Source organism: Phycicoccus sp. CSK15P-2 (assembly GCF_016888005.1).
GTDB lineage: Bacteria > Actinomycetota > Actinomycetes > Actinomycetales > Dermatophilaceae > Phycicoccus.
On sequence record NZ_JAFDVE010000015.1, the window covers coordinates 1 to 15,462 of the forward strand.

Sequence of the window (15,462 nt, forward strand, 5' to 3'; positions counted from 1 at the left end):
TCGTGTAGCCGGGCCCGGAGTCCAACCGGAACGCGGCCGGGTCGCCGGTCACCGGGTAGCGCATCACCTGGCGCAGCTTCGGCACGACGACCGGGTGGCTGTCCGGGCAGGCGCCGCCGACCGGGTACGCCATGTGGCTCTTGTGGTCGCTGGAGTCGAGGTCGCGGCCGTTCCAGCACTGCGGGAAGTCCAGGTACGACTCCAGCATCGACCCGGCCGGGCACTCGACGAAGTCGTGCGACGGGTCGACCTCGCCGGCATGCAGGCACGACCAGCGCGAGATGGTGTTGTCCTCCGGCCCGGTGGCCTTCGCGTTGCCGGCCACGATGCGCAGGCCGAACGGCAGTGGCTGCGTCTGCGCGATGAGGTCGTCACGGACCCCTTCGCCGAGGTAGTAGAAGGTGCCGGTGACCGGCTCCACGGGGGTGTCGCCGTCGTAGAAGGTGGGGATCCAGTACGCCGACTTGTCCACCGCCGGGTCGCAGTTGCTGTCGGCCTCGAGCAGCTCCTCCGCCGTGGAGAACGCGTCGGTGCTCTCGTTGCCGAAGAAGCTGTGCATGTGCGAGACGCCGGGCTGGTTCGGGAAGACGATCGGGTCGTCCTTCAGCCGATGGCTCGGCGGGCAGTCGGCCAGGAACTCGGCCACTCGTACGGCACCCGGGGGGATCGTCGGCGGGTTCGTCGGCGATGTGGGCGGGGTCGTCGGCGTGGTCGAGCCCGTGCTTCCGTACACCTCGAACTCGTGCAGCGAGACACCCCACTGGGTGGCTCGCTCGGTGGCCAGCACCCGCACGTACCGCCCGCTGCCGGTGACCTCGATGGTCTGACGTCCGCCGGTGCCGGCTGCGGTGCGGTGCACGGTGGTCCACGAGGTGCCGTCGGTGGAGGTCTGCACGGCGAAGCTGCTGGCGTACGCGGTCTCCCAGTCGAGCACGACGGAGGAGACGGTGGCGGTGGCACCGAGGTCGACCTGCAGCCATTGCGGGTCGCTGAACTCGCTGGACCAGCGGGTGCCGGTGTTGCCGTCGACCGCGTTGGACGCCGGGAAGGCGGACGACTCGGTGGACGAGGCGGTGACCGGCCGGTCCCGGGAGAGCAGACCGTCCGCGGCGCCGGCGACGGAGGGGGCGACCACGAGATAGCCGAAGAGAAGGGCGGCCACGGCGGCCACGAGGGTGAGACGACGACGCGAAGCCATCGGTGAACCAGCTCCTTCGCGAGGATGTGACAGCGGGCTCCTGCGGCCACAACTCTCACCGTGCTGTTCGGGGGTGTCAACGCCTGGGTCGGGGCCCGGGAAAGCGCTCTCCTGCCGGCGGGCGCGCCGGTGAGTCGTCGTCGACCGCCGTCTTCGCAGGTAGGGGGCGGGTGGCCGGCCGGTGGAGGCCGGGATCCGGGACCTGGGGAATTTCTCAGGTTGTGGAAATTCGTGGTTCGCTGTCGGCCGGCCCGGCGGCGGCCGTCACCGCGAACCGGCCTCCGGGCCACGAGACGTCGAGGTGCACGGTCCGGCCGGATCCCCACCCCCGGACGGGTCCCACTGGCCGCGAACCACATGGTTCGATGGGTGGCATGGCACGCAGGGGTAAGAGTGGGCGCAAGCACCGGACGCCCAACCGGTCGGCGACCCGGGGCCGTGCGGACCGGCCGGTGCACGGTGTCGAGCCGCCGGACGAGCAGGGCACCGAGCTCATCGCCTCCCTGCGCGCCGCCTTGCGCTCCGAGGACCCCACGGCGCTGACCAGCCTCGTGTCCTCCTTGCTCTCCGTCACCGACGCCTGGTCGGTCCTCGCCGACGACCCCAGCGACCCCGACGATGTCACCGTCCCGCTCGACGCCCTCGTCGACTCCTTCGTCGGCACCACGTATGCCGAGACGACAGCGGCCCTGCACGTCGTCGCCGCGCTCGTCCCCGACGAGCTGGTCGCCGCGCGCATCCGCCATGTCCTGAGCGGCCGGCGCCACCCCGTCCCGGAGTCGGTCAGAGGTGTCCGGGACCTCACGGTCGAGCACGCGGCGCGACTCGGGGACGAGCTGGGCGACGGCGACAACGTCATCCTCGGGCTCGCCTGGCCCGGTATCGGCGGGGTCACGACCGTCACCTACGTGGACGAGGCGTTCGGTACCCGGGTCAAGGACGTCTTCCTCGTGCCGGAGCCGTTCGCGGAGATCTGCGCGCGGTACCGCGAGCTGCTCGCCGAGAACGGCCGCCGACCCGACGAGCTCACCGAGATCCCGCTCGCCGACGCCCGGGCCAGCATCGAGACCGCCATCGCCCTCGCGGATGCCGACGACGCGCCGGAGGTCCCCGACGACTGGTCCGACCCCGACGGCGACCCCGTGGGCTGGCCCGGTGCACGCCCGTTCGTCGAGATGCTGCTGCGCCGGATGCCGTCGGGTGGCGCGTCCACGCTGACCTCCGACGCCTGGCCCGAGGTGTCGACCGAGGAGGCCGTCGCGGGGTTCCTCGCCTCACCGCACGCTCCGCACCTGGACGACGACCACGTGCTGGCGCAGGCGGCCGCCGTCCTCGCCGCCGACGCCGCGGAGGGCGCCGGCCATCCGCTGCGCTGGTCGCCGGTGCAGGTCGAGCTCGCGCTGAGCCAACGGCTGCCGTGGACCGGCTCGGCGACCGACGAGGCGCTCGAGGTCGTCGGCGCGGTCATCCGCCCGTTCATCCGGTATGCCCACGAGCTGCTCGGTGTCCCGGTCGAGGCCACCGACGAGACGCTGACCGCCGTCGACGAGTGGATGCCGTCCTTCGACATGCTGCTGCACGCCGCGGCCGCCAGCCGGTGGCGCGAGGTCGGTGCGCTCGTCGACGCCTTCGAGCACGGCGACCCCGTCCCGCTCATGCTGCACACGCTCGCCGAGCAGGTGGGTGGTCAGGAGGTGCTCGACGCGCTGACGGCCGACCCGCTGCCGGACGAGCCGCTCGTCCTGAACGGCGTGCCGGCCGACGTCCAGGACGCCGTCGTCCAGATCGCGGAGCTCGCCGACGGATGGCTCGACACGTCCCCCCGGGTGGCGCACCTCGGGGCCGTCCGCAGGGAGTGGCGCACCGCGGCCCGCCGCCTGCTCGCCGATGCGGCGCGCACCGACCCGGCATGGTTGCGACACCGCGCGTCCGCGTCCGCGCGGGCCTGTGGGCTGCTGTGGGCCACCGGCGTCGCGAACCGGCTCGTCGGCCCGTCCGGCGCGGTGCTGGTGCGGGACCTCGGGGCGGACTTCGACGTCTCGGGCTCACCGTCGGCCAAGGCGGAGACTCTCCTGCGTGCGTGGGCGGGCGGTCGGTGGGGCGTCGACCCGACCGACCTCGGCGATGCCGGACTGCTCATCGGCTACCGCCGTGCGGAGATCATCGCCCTGCGTGACACGTACCGAACCGGGCCACGCCAGCAGGGTGCCTCCACGGACTGACCGCCGTCGGGATCCCTCCGTGGAGGCGTCAGATGGTGACAGCCGGCCGGAGATCCGTGTGGACGAAGTCCTCACCCTTGAACAACAACGGCTCACCGCTGCGGCTGGCCAAGGCGTAGGCGAAGCAGTCTCCGAAGTTCAGGCCGGCGGGATGACCGCTGCCTCGCCCGAAGTCGCGATAGGCAGCACGGGCCACGGTGACATGGTCTGGAGCGACGGGTTCGACGGTGATGCCGAGGCCCATCATGAGGTCGTCGACCCTGCGCGAGGCGACCGGTGAGCCGAGGCGGTCGACGACGATGCAGAGCTCCAGGAACGACCCCGCCGACATCCGCGGGTCGGGGTCCGCGAGAAGTGACTCGACGAACGCGTCGCGCTCGGGCTCGTCGGTGATGATCGCGACGAGGGCCGAGGTGTCGACGATCACGCGGGCAGCCCGGCGTCGTCGTACAGGTCGTCGATGCGCAGGGCTTCGCGATTCGCGTCGGTCAACCGTTGGTCGAGGTCCGCGAGGAGTGCCGTCACACGCCGTCGGCGTTCGTCATGGGCTGCCGGAGCGTCGAGCGTCGTCAGGTACTGCTCGAGCGCGGCCTCGATGGCACCGGTCTGGGACAGGCCGCTGCGCTCGGACGCCATCCGGGCGAGCTCGTGCACCCTCGGCTTCTTGATGTTCAGACTCATCCACCGATGGTACCTCGCAACGGTGTACTTCTACCATTGCGAGACTCAGCGCGTGTAGAGCCTGGACCTCGCCTCGCGCACCGTGAGCGCCGTCGGAGTGCCTTCGCGGGTGACGTCCCCGGGGATGTCGATCCACGTTCCCGACCTTCCCAGGCGGTACTGGCCGGTGTAGGTGATGTCGACCCGGACGTCGTACTCCCCAGGGCGGGCGTAGGTAGCGGTGACGTCGCCGCTCGGGTAGGGGCCGCCGAGGGACGTCGTCGGCCCGATCGTCTGCTCGCCCAGGTGGTAGGTGACGGACTTCAGCCGGGGGCGCACCTGCACCAGCCGCCCGAGCATCCGCGCCGGGTCCACCTCGTCGACCTCACCGGGGCCGTGCCCAGCCTCCGGGAACTGCACCTCGAAGAACGTCGGGAGGTTGACGAGGGTGACGTCGCCCTCGGGCTGGATGTTGACCGTCGGCACCGTGAACTCGGTGTCGTGGAACGCCTCACGGATCATCTCCATCGTCAGCGCTGCCACCCCCGGGACCAGCTGGGGGAAGCAGGTGTCCCCCTTCCACTCCCACTCACCGTCGACGGGGTCGCCGTCCTCGTCGACGACCTCTCGCACCCAGACGGCAATGACCGGACCGAGCCCCTGCGCCGGGTCACCCGACTGGCAGTACAAGGACTCCTCGTGGCAAGAGACATCGAAGTTCGCCTCGCCTGGTGCGTGGTGGCCACAGACCGACGCCGACCCGAACTCGTAGTACGGCGGTTCAGAGGCGCCCTTGAGTGGGAAGTCGACCGCCAGTGTCTTGAGGTCGCGGGGCATCAAGGCGGAAAGGCGTGCGCCTTTCGCGCTCTTGTTGGCAATGATGCCGCCAGGCTTCCTCTCCGCCGTAGCCATCGCGGGCGCACACGCGACTACGGCAAGCGCCCCGGCGATCACAAGGCCCAACCAACGGGCTATCACGTCAGGCTTTCGAGGTCGAGGAATCTCCACCCCGAGTCAGTCCATTTGACTCCGACCTTCACGCGTTCGGTGGCACCCTGAATCCGGTCCACCTCGGCACCTGAGTCGTCGACGATGGTCACCGCCTTCTGAGTCACCTCGATCTCGAAATGAACCTGCCCCGAGGGGGCCGGAACCTGCTTCGCCGACCCCGACTCGACAGAGTCCTTCGCGAAGTGATGCCCCGCCTTTGCCAGCTCCCGTGCATCCGCTTCGGTCCTCGTGCAAAAGCCGCAGTCGTCATCGCTCAGCGGCGGCAGCAGCCCCGTCGCCGGGGTCGTCCACGCCTCGTTGACGAGGTCGAGATAGAAGCGGACGAACGCCTCGGCGCCTTCGGGGGTGTTCTCCTGCGCCGCCTCGGGAACCACGGGCCCGGAGGGCCTCGGGCTAGGGCTGCTCACCGACGGGGAGGGCGAAGGCGACGCACTGCTCGCCGCCGGCGACGGCCCCGGGTCGTCCTCGGTCGTACACCCCGTCAACGTCAATATCACGGCGGCCGCCACCACGGCCGCCAGTCGGCTCCACGACATCCCTGTCCCCATCCAGCACCCGCGGACCGCCCTGCACGACCCGCGTGCGAGAACCGTACCCACTCCCGCCCCTGCGACGAAGCGACCCCTGTGGACAACCCGCCCCGTACCCACGACGAGACGGGTCGGCGTGCTCGCCCGCGGGCGAGGACGCCGAGCATTCGGTCAGGCCGGGCGGGTCTTCGGGGCGTTCTCCAGGGTCTTGCCGGGGTCGCGCTCCACGACGTCGCCGAGCGCGTCGTCGATGGCCTGCATGGCGGACGGCTCCAGGCGCACCCCGGCGGCCTTCACGTTGTCCTCCACCTGCTCCGGGCGGGACGCCCCCACCAGCGCGGCGGCGACGTTGTCGTTCTGCAGCACCCACGCGACGGCGAGCTGGGCCATCGTCAGGCCCGCCTCGTCGGCGACCGGCTTCAGCTTCTGGACGCGCTCGAGGACGTCGTCGCGCATCCACCGTCGGATCATGTCGGCGCCGCCCTTGTCGTCGGTGGCGCGGGAGCCCTCGGGCGGGGTCTGGCCGGGCGCGTACTTGCCGGTGAGGACGCCCTGCGCGATGGGGCTCCAGACGATCTGGCTGACGCCCAGCTGCTCGCACGCGGGGACGACCTCGTCCTCGATGACACGCCAGAGCATCGAGTACTGCGGCTGGCTCGAGATGAGCTGGATCCCGAGGTCCTGCGCCATCGCGTGGCCGGCGCGGATCTGGTCGGCGGTCCACTCACTGACGCCGATGTACAGGGCCTTGCCCGCCCGGACGACGTCGGCGAAGGCCTGCATCGTCTCCTCGAGCGGGGTCTCGGTGTCGTACCGGTGCGCCTGGTAGAGGTCGACGTAGTCGGTCTGCAGACGCTCGAGCGAGCCGTCGATCGACTCCATGATGTGCTTGCGGGACAGGCCGACGTCGTTCTTGCCGGCCGGCCCGGTGGGCCAGTAGACCTTGGTGAAGATCTCGAGGTCCTGGCGCCGCTCGCCCTTGAGCGCCTCGCCGAGGACGGTCTCGGCCTCGGTGTTGGCGTACGCGTCGGCGGTGTCGAAGGTGCTGATGCCGTGGTCGAGGGCGGCCCGCACGCACGCTGTGGCGGCGTCGTTCTCGACCTGTGAGCCGTGGGTCAGCCAGTTGCCGTACGTGATCTCCGAGATCTTCAGTCCGCTGTTGCCGAGATACCTGAACTCCATGCTCGCCACGCTATGCCCGCGGGTCGCGTCGGCGGGTCGTGGAGTGCAGGCGGATGCCGAGCGCCGCGCGGGGTGGCCGCGGCGCAGCGGCCGATCGATGCCGTGCCAGGCTGTGCCCCACACGGACATCACGGAAGGGGTGGGACGCGTGGGCGCCCACGGACATGCCGGGCACGCGACGCTGCCGATGACCAGGGTCGCGTGGGCCGTCCTCGCTCCCCTGGCGGTGCTCACGGTCGTCGGGCTGGTCGTGCTGTGGCCGTCCTCCGCTCCGGTTCCCGAGCGACCGTCGGCAGCCCAGGAGTTCGACGGCGTCGTCCTCGCGCTCGAGCCGCAGGAGTGCCCCGAGGACGCACCCGAGGCATCCGGCGGATGTGGGACGGTCACGGTGCGGGTCGACGCCCCGGACGGCGAGCGCGAGGTCGAGGCGCCGCTCTCGACGGCTCCGGGGGCGCCCGAGCTGGAGGTCGGGGACGAGGTCGTCGTCGCCGCTGCCGAGACCCCCGAGGGCTACCTCTACGGCGTCGTCGACCACCAGCGCGGCCCGCAGCTGTGGGCCCTGCTCGCCGCGCTCGGCCTCGCGCTCGTCGCCTTCGGGCGGTGGCGGGGGCTCACGGCGCTCGTCGGGCTCGGGATCACGTTCGTCGTGCTGCTCGCCTTCATCGTGCCCGCCGTCATCGCGGGCGAGGCCCCGGTCCTCGTCGCCCTCGTCGGCGCGTCCGCCGTCACGCTCTCGGTGCTCTACCTCACGCACGGCGTCTCGCTGTCGACGACCGTCGCGGTCATGGGGACGATGGCGAGCCTGGGCCTGACGGCCGCACTGTCCGAGGTGGCCGTCGGTGCGCTGCACCTCACCGGCGTGACCGACGACATCTCCACCGCCGTCACGTCCACGTACGGCATCGACCCCCGTGGGCTGCTCGTCGCGAGCATCATCATCGGCTCGGTCGGGGTGCTCGACGACGTCACCGTCACCCAGGCCGCGACCGTCACCGAGCTCGGCCGGGCGAACCCGTCGTACCGCTTCGCGGAGCTGTACGGCGCGGCCGCGCGGGTGGGCCGCTCGCACATCGCGTCGGTGGTCAACACGATCGTCCTGGCCTACGCGGGGTCCTCGCTGCCGCTGCTCGTGCTCGTCGTCGCGGACAACGGGTCGCTCGCCGGTGCGGCGACGACGCAGCTCATCGCCCAGGAGGTGGTGCGCAGCGCGGTCGCCACGATCGGGCTCATCGCCGCCGTACCGCTGACGACGGCGCTCGCCTCCCTGGCCACGCGCACCGCGGAGCCGGAAGCGGCCCGGCCGGCCTGAGTGCCGGATGTCTGCCAGGCGCCCCGAATGCGGGCCTACGGGTCCTTCGGCCCCGGGGTCGGGGATGTCGCGCCCTCGACCCCGAGGTCGCGGCGGACCTCGAGGGTCAGGGCCGTGACCGTGTTGTTGAACGTCTTCAGCGCGGGCCAGTCCTCGGGCGGCCTGAGGCTGGTGCGCAGGGCCTCGTTGGCCTCCTCCAGGAGGACGGCGTGCGCGTGCAGCGCCTCCCTGCCGGCCTTCCGCAACGGCGGCTCGGCGAACAGCGAGATCCACGTGTAGAGCGAGAAGATCTGGGTGTGCCGGTCGGATGCCGCGACGAGGCGGTCGAGGGCGCGCTCCCACTCCCCCTTGCGCACGCTCATCAGCTCGGGGCCGGTCGTCTGCAGGTGCTCCACCAGCTGGGCGCACTTGGCGACCTTCTCGGCGCGCCACACACCCTCCGTCTCGCGCTTGTCGCGCAGCCGCTCACGCTCGAGCTCGGCGGCCCGCATCTCCTCCCGTTCGGCGCGGTCGTCGTCGCGCTCGGCGCGCGCCGCCCGGCCGCGTGCCCACATGAAGAGGAAGGCGAGGACGGCGACGGCGACCGTCCAGGCCCCCGGTGGCACGTCCTGGAGGATCTCGACAACCCCTGCGATGTCGATGTCGGTCATGGACACCGACGCTAGTCACGCGGGCGAGGTCGCAACAGGAGGGCTGCACCACCCTGCACCCGCCGCCCGTGGAGGAGCCGAGAGGCGGGCCGCTCGACCCCCACGGCGGCGCGGGGTCAGCTGAGGATGCCGTGCCGCGCGTTCCAGGCCTGCGCGCCGGAGTATGCGTCGACCATCGACCAGATCCACAGCACGGGTGCCGTGAGGAGCCCGATGAAAAGGAACACCAGGGTGATGCTCACGAGGTAGGCGACGAGGAAGAGGACGCCCTTGCCCGCCTGGCCGTTGACGAACTGGCCGAGGCCGGGAAGAAGACCCACGCGCGGCTTACCCGGGCCGGCGTTCCTCGTCGTTCGGCTGGCCGCGGATCGGTCCTGGAGCGGGCCGGGCGGGCGTCTCATGTACTTTCAATGTGAGTACCAAGGACGTACATTGTGAGTTCGGTCCTGCCGAAGGAGTTCCGCATGTCCACCAAGACAGAGCGTCTGAACCTGCGCTGTTCGAAGGTCACCGCCATGACCCTGAGAGAAGCGGCGGGGCTGCAGGACCAAGACCTCACCTCGTTCGTCCTGGGCGCGGCCCTGGACCGCGCCCGAACCGTCCTCGTCGAAGATCGCGCCCTTCGCCTCACGCCCCAAGAAATGCTCCAGCTCGAGAAGGTCCTCGACGAGGACGCAACCGTCGTGCCACAGCTCGCGGCACTGATCCGTGGCGTTCGCACCGCGGCATGCAGCCACGCCCCCAGCGCGAACGCGACCGCGTCGCCCCGCGTGCGGTGATGGTCAGAAGGGCTGAACGTCGATGCTGACGAGCCCACGCTCAGCCAGTTCGGCCCAGTAGGGGTCGCGGGTGATTACCGGGTGGCCGAGGCGCTGAGCCACCGCGAGGATCAGGGCTGGAAGGTGGGCGCCGAAGGCGAGGTCCAGGTAGCAGAGGTACTCCGGCAGGCCACGGCTTCGCCCTGCACGACCGCCGGGTACCGGGAAAGCACTCGAACATCGACCACCTGTTCGTCGGGGCGGCGGGCGTCTTCGTCATCGACGCCAAGCACTACAAGAACGCCGAGGTGTCGGTGGAGCGCAGCGGCGGGCTGTTCGCCCCGACCGTCGAGACGCTGAAGGTGAAGGGCCGCACACGAAACGCGCTGGTCACGGCGATGCAGGGGCAGCGCGACGTCGTGGCACACACCTTGGCCGGAACCGCCGCCGACGGCGCCCCTGTGAAGCCCGTCCTCTGTTTCGTCGGTGCCGTCCTCCCGATGCGCGAGAAGAACCGGCGCGTCGGCGACGTCCGGCTCTGTGGGCTGAAGGGACTTGCCCGGCTCGTCAGCGAGGAGGGCCCGTGGGATGAGGGGCGCCGCCTGGACATCGCGCGGGCACTGGCCGACCGCCTGCCCTCGATGACGCAGGGCTCGTAGCCGCGGGCCCAGCGTGCGCGTCCGCGCCTACCTGGGCCACGAGGCCGTCCGGAACGTCTCGTAGGAGATCTCTAACAGATGTCGGTCAGGCCGCTCCTTGCGAGCGCTCGGGACCACCATGAGCCGCTGCCCATGCCGACCCTGGAGGCCGTGCCGCAGCATCGGGCCGTCGACCTCCTCGAGCAGGTCGGCGCGGATCTCCACCACGAGATCTGGCCGGACTCCGAGGATGTGCGTGTCGAACGCCGCGTGGTGGATCTTGCAGAGCGCGAGGCCGTTGCGGATGGCGGCGACGCCGGCCTCGTCCCGGTCCGGGACGATGTGGGCGGCGTCCAGCAGCTGGCTGTGGCCGAGCGCGCAGACGGCGCAGCGGGTCTCGTAGGCCCGCATGACCGTCGCTCGGAAGATGGGCTGGTGCAGCCGCCGGCGCGTCTCGACCGTGATGTACCGCTTGAGCGTCTCCTCGAGCGCGCCCTGCGGGGTGACCGCGCCGTTCGTCACGGCGTCGACGACGAACTGGTGCTGCCCTGGCTCCTCCCCCACGATGTAGACGGGGTAGGTCGGCAGCCAGATGGCCGGGCCCACCCCGAAGAACCAGATGAGCGGTAGTTTCCGCTGCATCGCCGAGCGCAGCGCACGGTTCTCGGGATGCGTCGGGTCGGTGCCGCGGTACTTGTACCGGATGAGCCCGTCTGGCCCGACGGCGTCCTCGTACGGGCGCTCAGCGCCTTCGGCGCGGTAGACGGTGCGGAACGACAGCGCCGCGTCGAGGACGGCCGGCTTGCGGATGCCGCGCTGCATGTCCATCAAGGGCATCGGCTCCCCGTGGAAGCGGAACTCCTTGATCTCCTCCGTGGTCAGCGGGTCCGCGCCGTCGTTGGTGCGCCGCGCAAGCCACTCCATAGCCGCCGTACGCAGCTCGGCGTCGTCGTCCGGTCCCCATGCCCTGGTCATCCGAACGGCCGGCTACGACGTCCGGCTGACCCGCTGCGCGTGCATCCACAGCACGACGTCGAGATGGCGCAGCCGCAGGTTCGGATGGCCGATGTTGACTCCGTCGCGGGTGGACGCTTCGTCGACCACATCGTCCAGACGCTTGCGAACGTCGGCGTCCTGGATGATGCACCGGAAGACCTGCCAGTCGACCTCGTAGTTCTGCGTGGTGCCGGAGAGTCCGAGCAGGTTGCAGACGACGGAGTCGCGGACGGGGAACAGGTCGGGCCGCTTTCGCGCACAGAGCTTGGCCGCCGTCACCCAGCGGTTGGACGGGTGGGACTCGTGCGGCGCGAGCGCTCGCTTCGCCGCCTCGTGGAGGTTGGCCATGGCCAGGAGCGTCTCCTCTGTGGCCATCGCGAGGTCTGCGTCGAGGGGTAGCACCTCCTCGGTCAGGAGATGCCGGATCTCCCGGTTCGTCGCCGTCATCTCCAGGAGCTGCCGGACGGGCCGGGGCTCCGCCTGGACGGACAGGAGGGTCAGCGCGAGGAGGTCGCCGCTCGTCACTGCATAGGGATCGACCGGGCCCACATCGAGGAAGGTCGCGCCCGCGTAGTTCGAGTCACGGTCGTAGTAACGGGCGACGTCATCGACGACGGCGGGGTCACGCAACGCCTTCGTCGTCCTCTGAAGGGCGCGCGACACCAGCTCCTCTGATGCAATCTCCCACCCGACAGGGACTCCGGCGAACGGCTCGTTGGACATCGCTGCTCCTGTCGCCGACCGTGGCTACCAACAGCATGCCCGGTGGACGCGACAACCGCCTCCGCTCGGCTCCGTCACACCGAGACCGGGGCCACACGACCAGTGCGCAGCCGGTCATCTACACGTGAGTCATCTGGCGCCTGCTTGACGAATCGGTGCCAGACGTCACGTTCGGGGTCAGTGTCGAACTGCGGATGCTCGGGGATCGCGAGGGCAGTCACGCGCACCGCCTGCCACCCTTGCTCTCAGACGACTCCCCACCTCCCATGGAGGCTTCAGGCATCCTCAAAGAGGAGAGTGAGCAACTCTTCACTGTCGACTCGCTGATCCGGGTCGGCGACGCCGTCGACCAGCCTCACGCCTTCCTCCCGCAACAGATCCGCTGGAACGCGGGTGTCGTCCGGCTGGCTCCAGTAGAAGCTCGATGCAACTCGACCTTCGGAGGTCAGCACCCTCCAGGGGTACGCGCACTGTCGGCAGTTCGTGATGTGCCCGCCCAGTGGTTGGGGCGCGGTGCCGATGGCTTCGGCGAGCTCGCCGTACGTGGTCCACCGTCCCTCCGGGAGGAGCTCGAGAAGCTCGTGGAGCTGAGACCAGTCGAAACCCGCTGGCCGCTCGGCGCGCTCCCCTCGGTAGACGGAACGAAGGTCGGCCAGCGAGCGGTCGTCTGGGAGCCGCCAGAATCGCCAGCCGTTCGTCGCCTTTCCACCCTTAACGTGTTGGCCGGCACTCGAGGGACTCGAGAACGTCCGCCCGTCAAGGGACAGCTGCCCGTCCGACGTGACAGTCGCTTCCACAGAATCCCATTGGCCGGGCCTCGGCTGCAGCACCGTCCCTGGCTCGATCAGGTTTGCGGCGACCAGGTGCTTCAGCTCGACCCAGGTGTTGTCCCTCACCTGAGGGTCTCTGATGGATCCGACGTGTCCGCTCGGCACCGGCCAGACCTCGAGTAGGCGCTCAGTCAGCCACGACGTGCGCTCATCAATGGCGGGCTCATCCCACTGCTCCTGCTTGTCAAAGCGCCTGTTGAGCAGGAGGGCATCGTGCTCGGCCAGCTTCTCCCGCTTGCCGTCCGAGCCTGCCCATGGGCCATTCGACACCGAGCTGTTGAGGCTGGTCGTCAGGAGCGTGAGGTTCCCCAGGCGATGAACGTGCTCGCCCCGCGCTAGCTCTGCCTCCAACCCTTCAACCGGCCAGCTGGTCTGCCACTTCTGCGGTAGCACGTGTTCGATCGGATACCCAACACGCGCCACCTGTTGGTAGCCATGTGTCCCACGCAGATGGTCTTCCACCGCTTCCAGGTACATCCGCAGCCGACCGCGGGTGTAGCGGCTGTATGCCTGCTCGGTCTGCAGATGCTGCCGGACCTCTTCGTCACCGGGCCAGTACGTCGAGGATGCGTTGAGCTGGGTGAGGTGGGACCGTACGCGGTCCACGAGCTCACCGGGCGGAGTCTGACGGTGCCGCTTGATCATGTCGGCCACGATTCGCCCGAGATCGGCCGACGTCAGTCGGACGATCTGCCGCCGCACCATCCAGGACTCGAGCATCGCTAGGACCTCGTCAGCGACGTCCGTCGGCAGTTCGAGCTCGGGGTCGTAGAGCCAGATCATGGCCGGCTTCAGCAGCTCGACGCCTCCGCTGAGCATCCGGTAGATCGCCATCTGTGCTCGTGTCAGCGTGCGTGACGAGTCCGCCGCAGTCTCGGTCCAGCTCCGGTAGAGGTCCGCTTGCGTTTTGATATGCCTGAGGAGGGCGAGCATCTCCTGCTGGGCCTCGTAGTCCACGTAGCTCTTGAACCGGACGAAGGTCTGTCGGGGGCTAACCTCCTCACCGAGCCGGCTGCCGAGCCACTGGCTGAGAAACAGGGAGCTGCGGCTCATCGTGTAGCGGCCGACACTGACATCCTGCTCCCAGAACTTGGTCTCGAAAGGCCAGTCTTCGGCGTAGGCCAGACGAGTGTCAGCGCCCTCACTTTCCAGACGCTGGAACACGAAGTTCTTGATGAGATCAGCAGCAGTGAGTGGAGTCCCGCGAGCGTTCAACGTCTCGAAGATCTCCTGCGAGTTCTCTGTTGCCTGGAGGTCGATGACCACCAGCTGCAGCCCTTGGCTGACCGACTCTGTCAGCGCCGCAGCTCGTGTTTCGATGTCGTCGCTCGACCCGAGCCACTGGTCGACCTGTTCGGTGAAGAAGTGGTGGGCTCGCGTGATCCGCGAGCCAGCATGTCGCAGGCTCTTGTGGCTGAGCGGCGGTTCAGCGTCCATGACCTCGCGGAACGCCTCCCCGTCCTGGTTGGTATGCGTCAGCTTGAGGGTGGCTCCTCCAACGGCTCCATATGCCCGGTTGTGCGTCAGGTCGTCGAACTGCTGGGCCAAGGCATCGAGCCCCCGCTCCTCGAACACCGATGCCGCCGCATCGACGAGGAGCTGAAGCGTGGTCAACCTCTGCTGGCCGTCGATGACGTTCTTGCGCGGTACGGTTCCGTGCTGCCCCTCGACGGCCTGGAGCACCACTGCCCCCAGGAAGTGGGTCGGGGTCGAGTAGGGACTGGCAATGCGCAGCTCTGCGAGCCTTGAGATGTCCTGCCACAGGGGCAGCCACTGCTCGGCCTCGTCCCACACGTAGGGACGCTGGAACAGGGGGACCATCAGGTGCTGCGGAAGGTAGAACACCGCCTGTGGCGTCAGCACGTCCGTCTTCATCGCGCCTCCCTCTCACTACTGCGACGATCAGGACGATCGGAGTTGTGGTTCGTCGCAACTGTCATTTCACAGTGCTCTACGGGCAGTGGCTACTCTGTCGATGTCGCACTCGGATGGTCGCGGTAGTAGTTGGCGGCCTTCGTCCCGACGCGCCGGGTGGTGACGTCGGCCACGGCTGCATTGACAGGCACGTTGACAAGAGGAAGCGAGCGCACCAGGGCGGCTCGGGTGAAGTTCACACCGACCAGCCGGAACATGCCCTTCACAGCCTCCAGCGCCGGCCCCCTCAGGTAGCGCTCCAAAAGTCGCTTGCCAACCCGCTGACCGGCCTTCTGGCCCGCACCGATCGCGCTCTTCGACGTGGTCGCCTCCAGACTGTGAAGCGACATGATCTCGTACGCCCGATCGGACGTGGCGGAGAGGTCGAACCCATAGGCCGCAGCAATCGTCAAGGTCTGCCGAATCTGGATGCGACTGAGCAGCGCCAGGTCGGCAACGATCGTCACCGCCGCTCCAGTGATAGCACCCGCGGGGCCTGCCGCCGCTGCGCCCCCGAACTCGGCGAGTGCTGTCGCCATTCCGGCGCCAGCGCCCTCACTGCGCGCGAGCCGCACATGTGAGTGCTGGATCTTCTTGACGTACTCCTCTGTGGAGAAGTCGGGTTTCCGGCGGTCTGCTTCGACCTGTCGAGCGATCCCCGCCCCATCGCGCTCCAGGACCCAGCCGACCATCTTCCGCGGCGCATCCGCTCCCGCAGCGACGAGGTCCTTGGCGAGCGGGAGAGGGTTGACCTTCTCCAGAGCACTCGGCACCCCGCGCCCTCCTGTGTCAGGCATTTCCTCCCCTTGCCTCGTGGTCTTTGACACAGCGCATGATGCCT

16 protein-coding genes are annotated in these 15,462 nt (G+C 69.4%); 4 read left to right on the top strand and 12 right to left on the bottom strand.

The window, feature by feature from the left end:
• Positions 1-1,198, bottom strand: a 1,198-nt coding sequence (locus tag JQN72_RS10140) for a DUF1996 domain-containing protein (protein WP_204135069.1), incomplete at its 3' end; no start/stop codon positions are given.
• Between the two features lie 374 nt (positions 1,199-1,572).
• Between JQN72_RS10140 and JQN72_RS10145 the strand changes: the two genes are divergently transcribed.
• Positions 1,573-3,420, top strand: a complete 1,848-nt coding sequence (locus JQN72_RS10145) for a hypothetical protein (RefSeq protein ID WP_204135070.1) — start codon at positions 1,573-1,575, stop codon at positions 3,418-3,420.
• Between the two features lie 28 nt (positions 3,421-3,448).
• Here JQN72_RS10145 and JQN72_RS10150 read toward each other — a convergent pair whose 3' ends face one another.
• The 5 genes from JQN72_RS10150 to JQN72_RS10170 form a co-directional block, all read right to left on the bottom strand.
• The gene (locus tag JQN72_RS10150) at positions 3,449-3,847 is read right to left on the bottom strand and encodes a type II toxin-antitoxin system VapC family toxin (RefSeq protein ID WP_204135071.1); all 399 of its coding nucleotides are present in this window, start codon (positions 3,845-3,847) and stop codon (positions 3,449-3,451) included.
• Positions 3,844-4,101, bottom strand: a complete 258-nt coding sequence (locus JQN72_RS10155) for a type II toxin-antitoxin system VapB family antitoxin (protein WP_204135072.1) — start codon at positions 4,099-4,101, stop codon at positions 3,844-3,846. The genes JQN72_RS10150 and JQN72_RS10155 overlap by 4 nt, the downstream gene beginning before the upstream one ends.
• A 45-nt stretch (positions 4,102-4,146) precedes the next feature.
• Entirely contained in the window at positions 4,147-4,917 is a 771-nt protein-coding gene (locus JQN72_RS10160) for a hypothetical protein (RefSeq protein WP_204135073.1), read from the bottom strand.
• 137 nt (positions 4,918-5,054) lie between these two features.
• On the bottom strand, positions 5,055-5,465 hold the full coding sequence (locus tag JQN72_RS10165) for a DUF6318 family protein (RefSeq protein WP_204135074.1): 411 nt from the start codon (positions 5,463-5,465) through the stop codon (positions 5,055-5,057).
• 327 nt (positions 5,466-5,792) lie between these two features.
• Positions 5,793-6,803 carry an aldo/keto reductase family protein gene (locus JQN72_RS10170; RefSeq protein WP_204135075.1) on the bottom strand — a complete coding sequence of 337 codons (1,011 nt, stop codon included), beginning with the start codon at positions 6,801-6,803 and terminating at the stop codon, positions 5,793-5,795.
• A gap of 148 nt (positions 6,804-6,951) precedes the next feature.
• On the opposite strand from JQN72_RS10170, the gene JQN72_RS10175 reads away from it, so the two are divergent.
• Positions 6,952-8,112, top strand: a complete 1,161-nt coding sequence (locus tag JQN72_RS10175; protein WP_307812587.1) for a YibE/F family protein — start codon at positions 6,952-6,954, stop codon at positions 8,110-8,112.
• A 35-nt stretch (positions 8,113-8,147) separates the two neighbouring features.
• On the opposite strand, the gene JQN72_RS10180 is transcribed toward JQN72_RS10175, so the two are convergent.
• Both JQN72_RS10180 and JQN72_RS10185 read right to left on the bottom strand, forming a co-directional pair.
• Positions 8,148-8,762, bottom strand: a complete 615-nt coding sequence (locus JQN72_RS10180; protein ID WP_204135076.1) for a hypothetical protein — start codon at positions 8,760-8,762, stop codon at positions 8,148-8,150.
• A gap of 116 nt (positions 8,763-8,878) precedes the next feature.
• Positions 8,879-9,082 (bottom strand): hypothetical protein, encoded by a 204-nt coding sequence (locus JQN72_RS10185; protein ID WP_204135077.1) that lies wholly within the window; start codon positions 9,080-9,082, stop codon positions 8,879-8,881.
• A 144-nt stretch (positions 9,083-9,226) separates the two neighbouring features.
• On the opposite strand from JQN72_RS10185, the gene JQN72_RS10190 reads away from it, so the two are divergent.
• Both JQN72_RS10190 and JQN72_RS10195 read left to right on the top strand, forming a co-directional pair.
• The gene (locus tag JQN72_RS10190; RefSeq protein WP_204135078.1) at positions 9,227-9,541 is read left to right on the top strand and encodes a DUF1778 domain-containing protein; all 315 of its coding nucleotides are present in this window, start codon (positions 9,227-9,229) and stop codon (positions 9,539-9,541) included.
• 182 nt (positions 9,542-9,723) lie between these two features.
• Positions 9,724-10,179 carry a nuclease-related domain-containing protein gene (locus JQN72_RS10195; RefSeq protein WP_255541767.1) on the top strand — a complete coding sequence of 152 codons (456 nt, stop codon included), beginning with the start codon at positions 9,724-9,726 and terminating at the stop codon, positions 10,177-10,179.
• 27 nt (positions 10,180-10,206) lie between these two features.
• Here the strand turns inward: JQN72_RS10195 and JQN72_RS10200 are convergent, their stop codons facing one another.
• The 4 genes from JQN72_RS10200 to JQN72_RS10215 all read right to left on the bottom strand — a co-directional run bounded on the left by JQN72_RS10200 (position 10,207) and on the right by JQN72_RS10215 (position 15,394).
• Positions 10,207-11,133: an HNH endonuclease gene (locus tag JQN72_RS10200; protein ID WP_239100467.1), complete on the bottom strand. Its 927-nt coding sequence runs from the start codon at positions 11,131-11,133 to the stop codon at positions 10,207-10,209.
• A gap of 12 nt (positions 11,134-11,145) precedes the next feature.
• Positions 11,146-11,784, bottom strand: coding sequence for a DUF6308 family protein (locus JQN72_RS10205; RefSeq protein WP_204135079.1), 639 nt, complete (start codon positions 11,782-11,784; stop codon positions 11,146-11,148).
• Positions 11,785-12,152: 368 nt separating this feature from the next.
• Positions 12,153-14,582: a DUF262 domain-containing protein gene (locus JQN72_RS10210; RefSeq protein WP_204135080.1), complete on the bottom strand. Its 2,430-nt coding sequence runs from the start codon at positions 14,580-14,582 to the stop codon at positions 12,153-12,155.
• 89 nt (positions 14,583-14,671) lie between these two features.
• Entirely contained in the window at positions 14,672-15,394 is a 723-nt protein-coding gene (locus JQN72_RS10215) for an EcsC family protein (RefSeq protein WP_204135081.1), read from the bottom strand.
• Positions 15,395-15,462 lie beyond the last annotated feature (68 nt).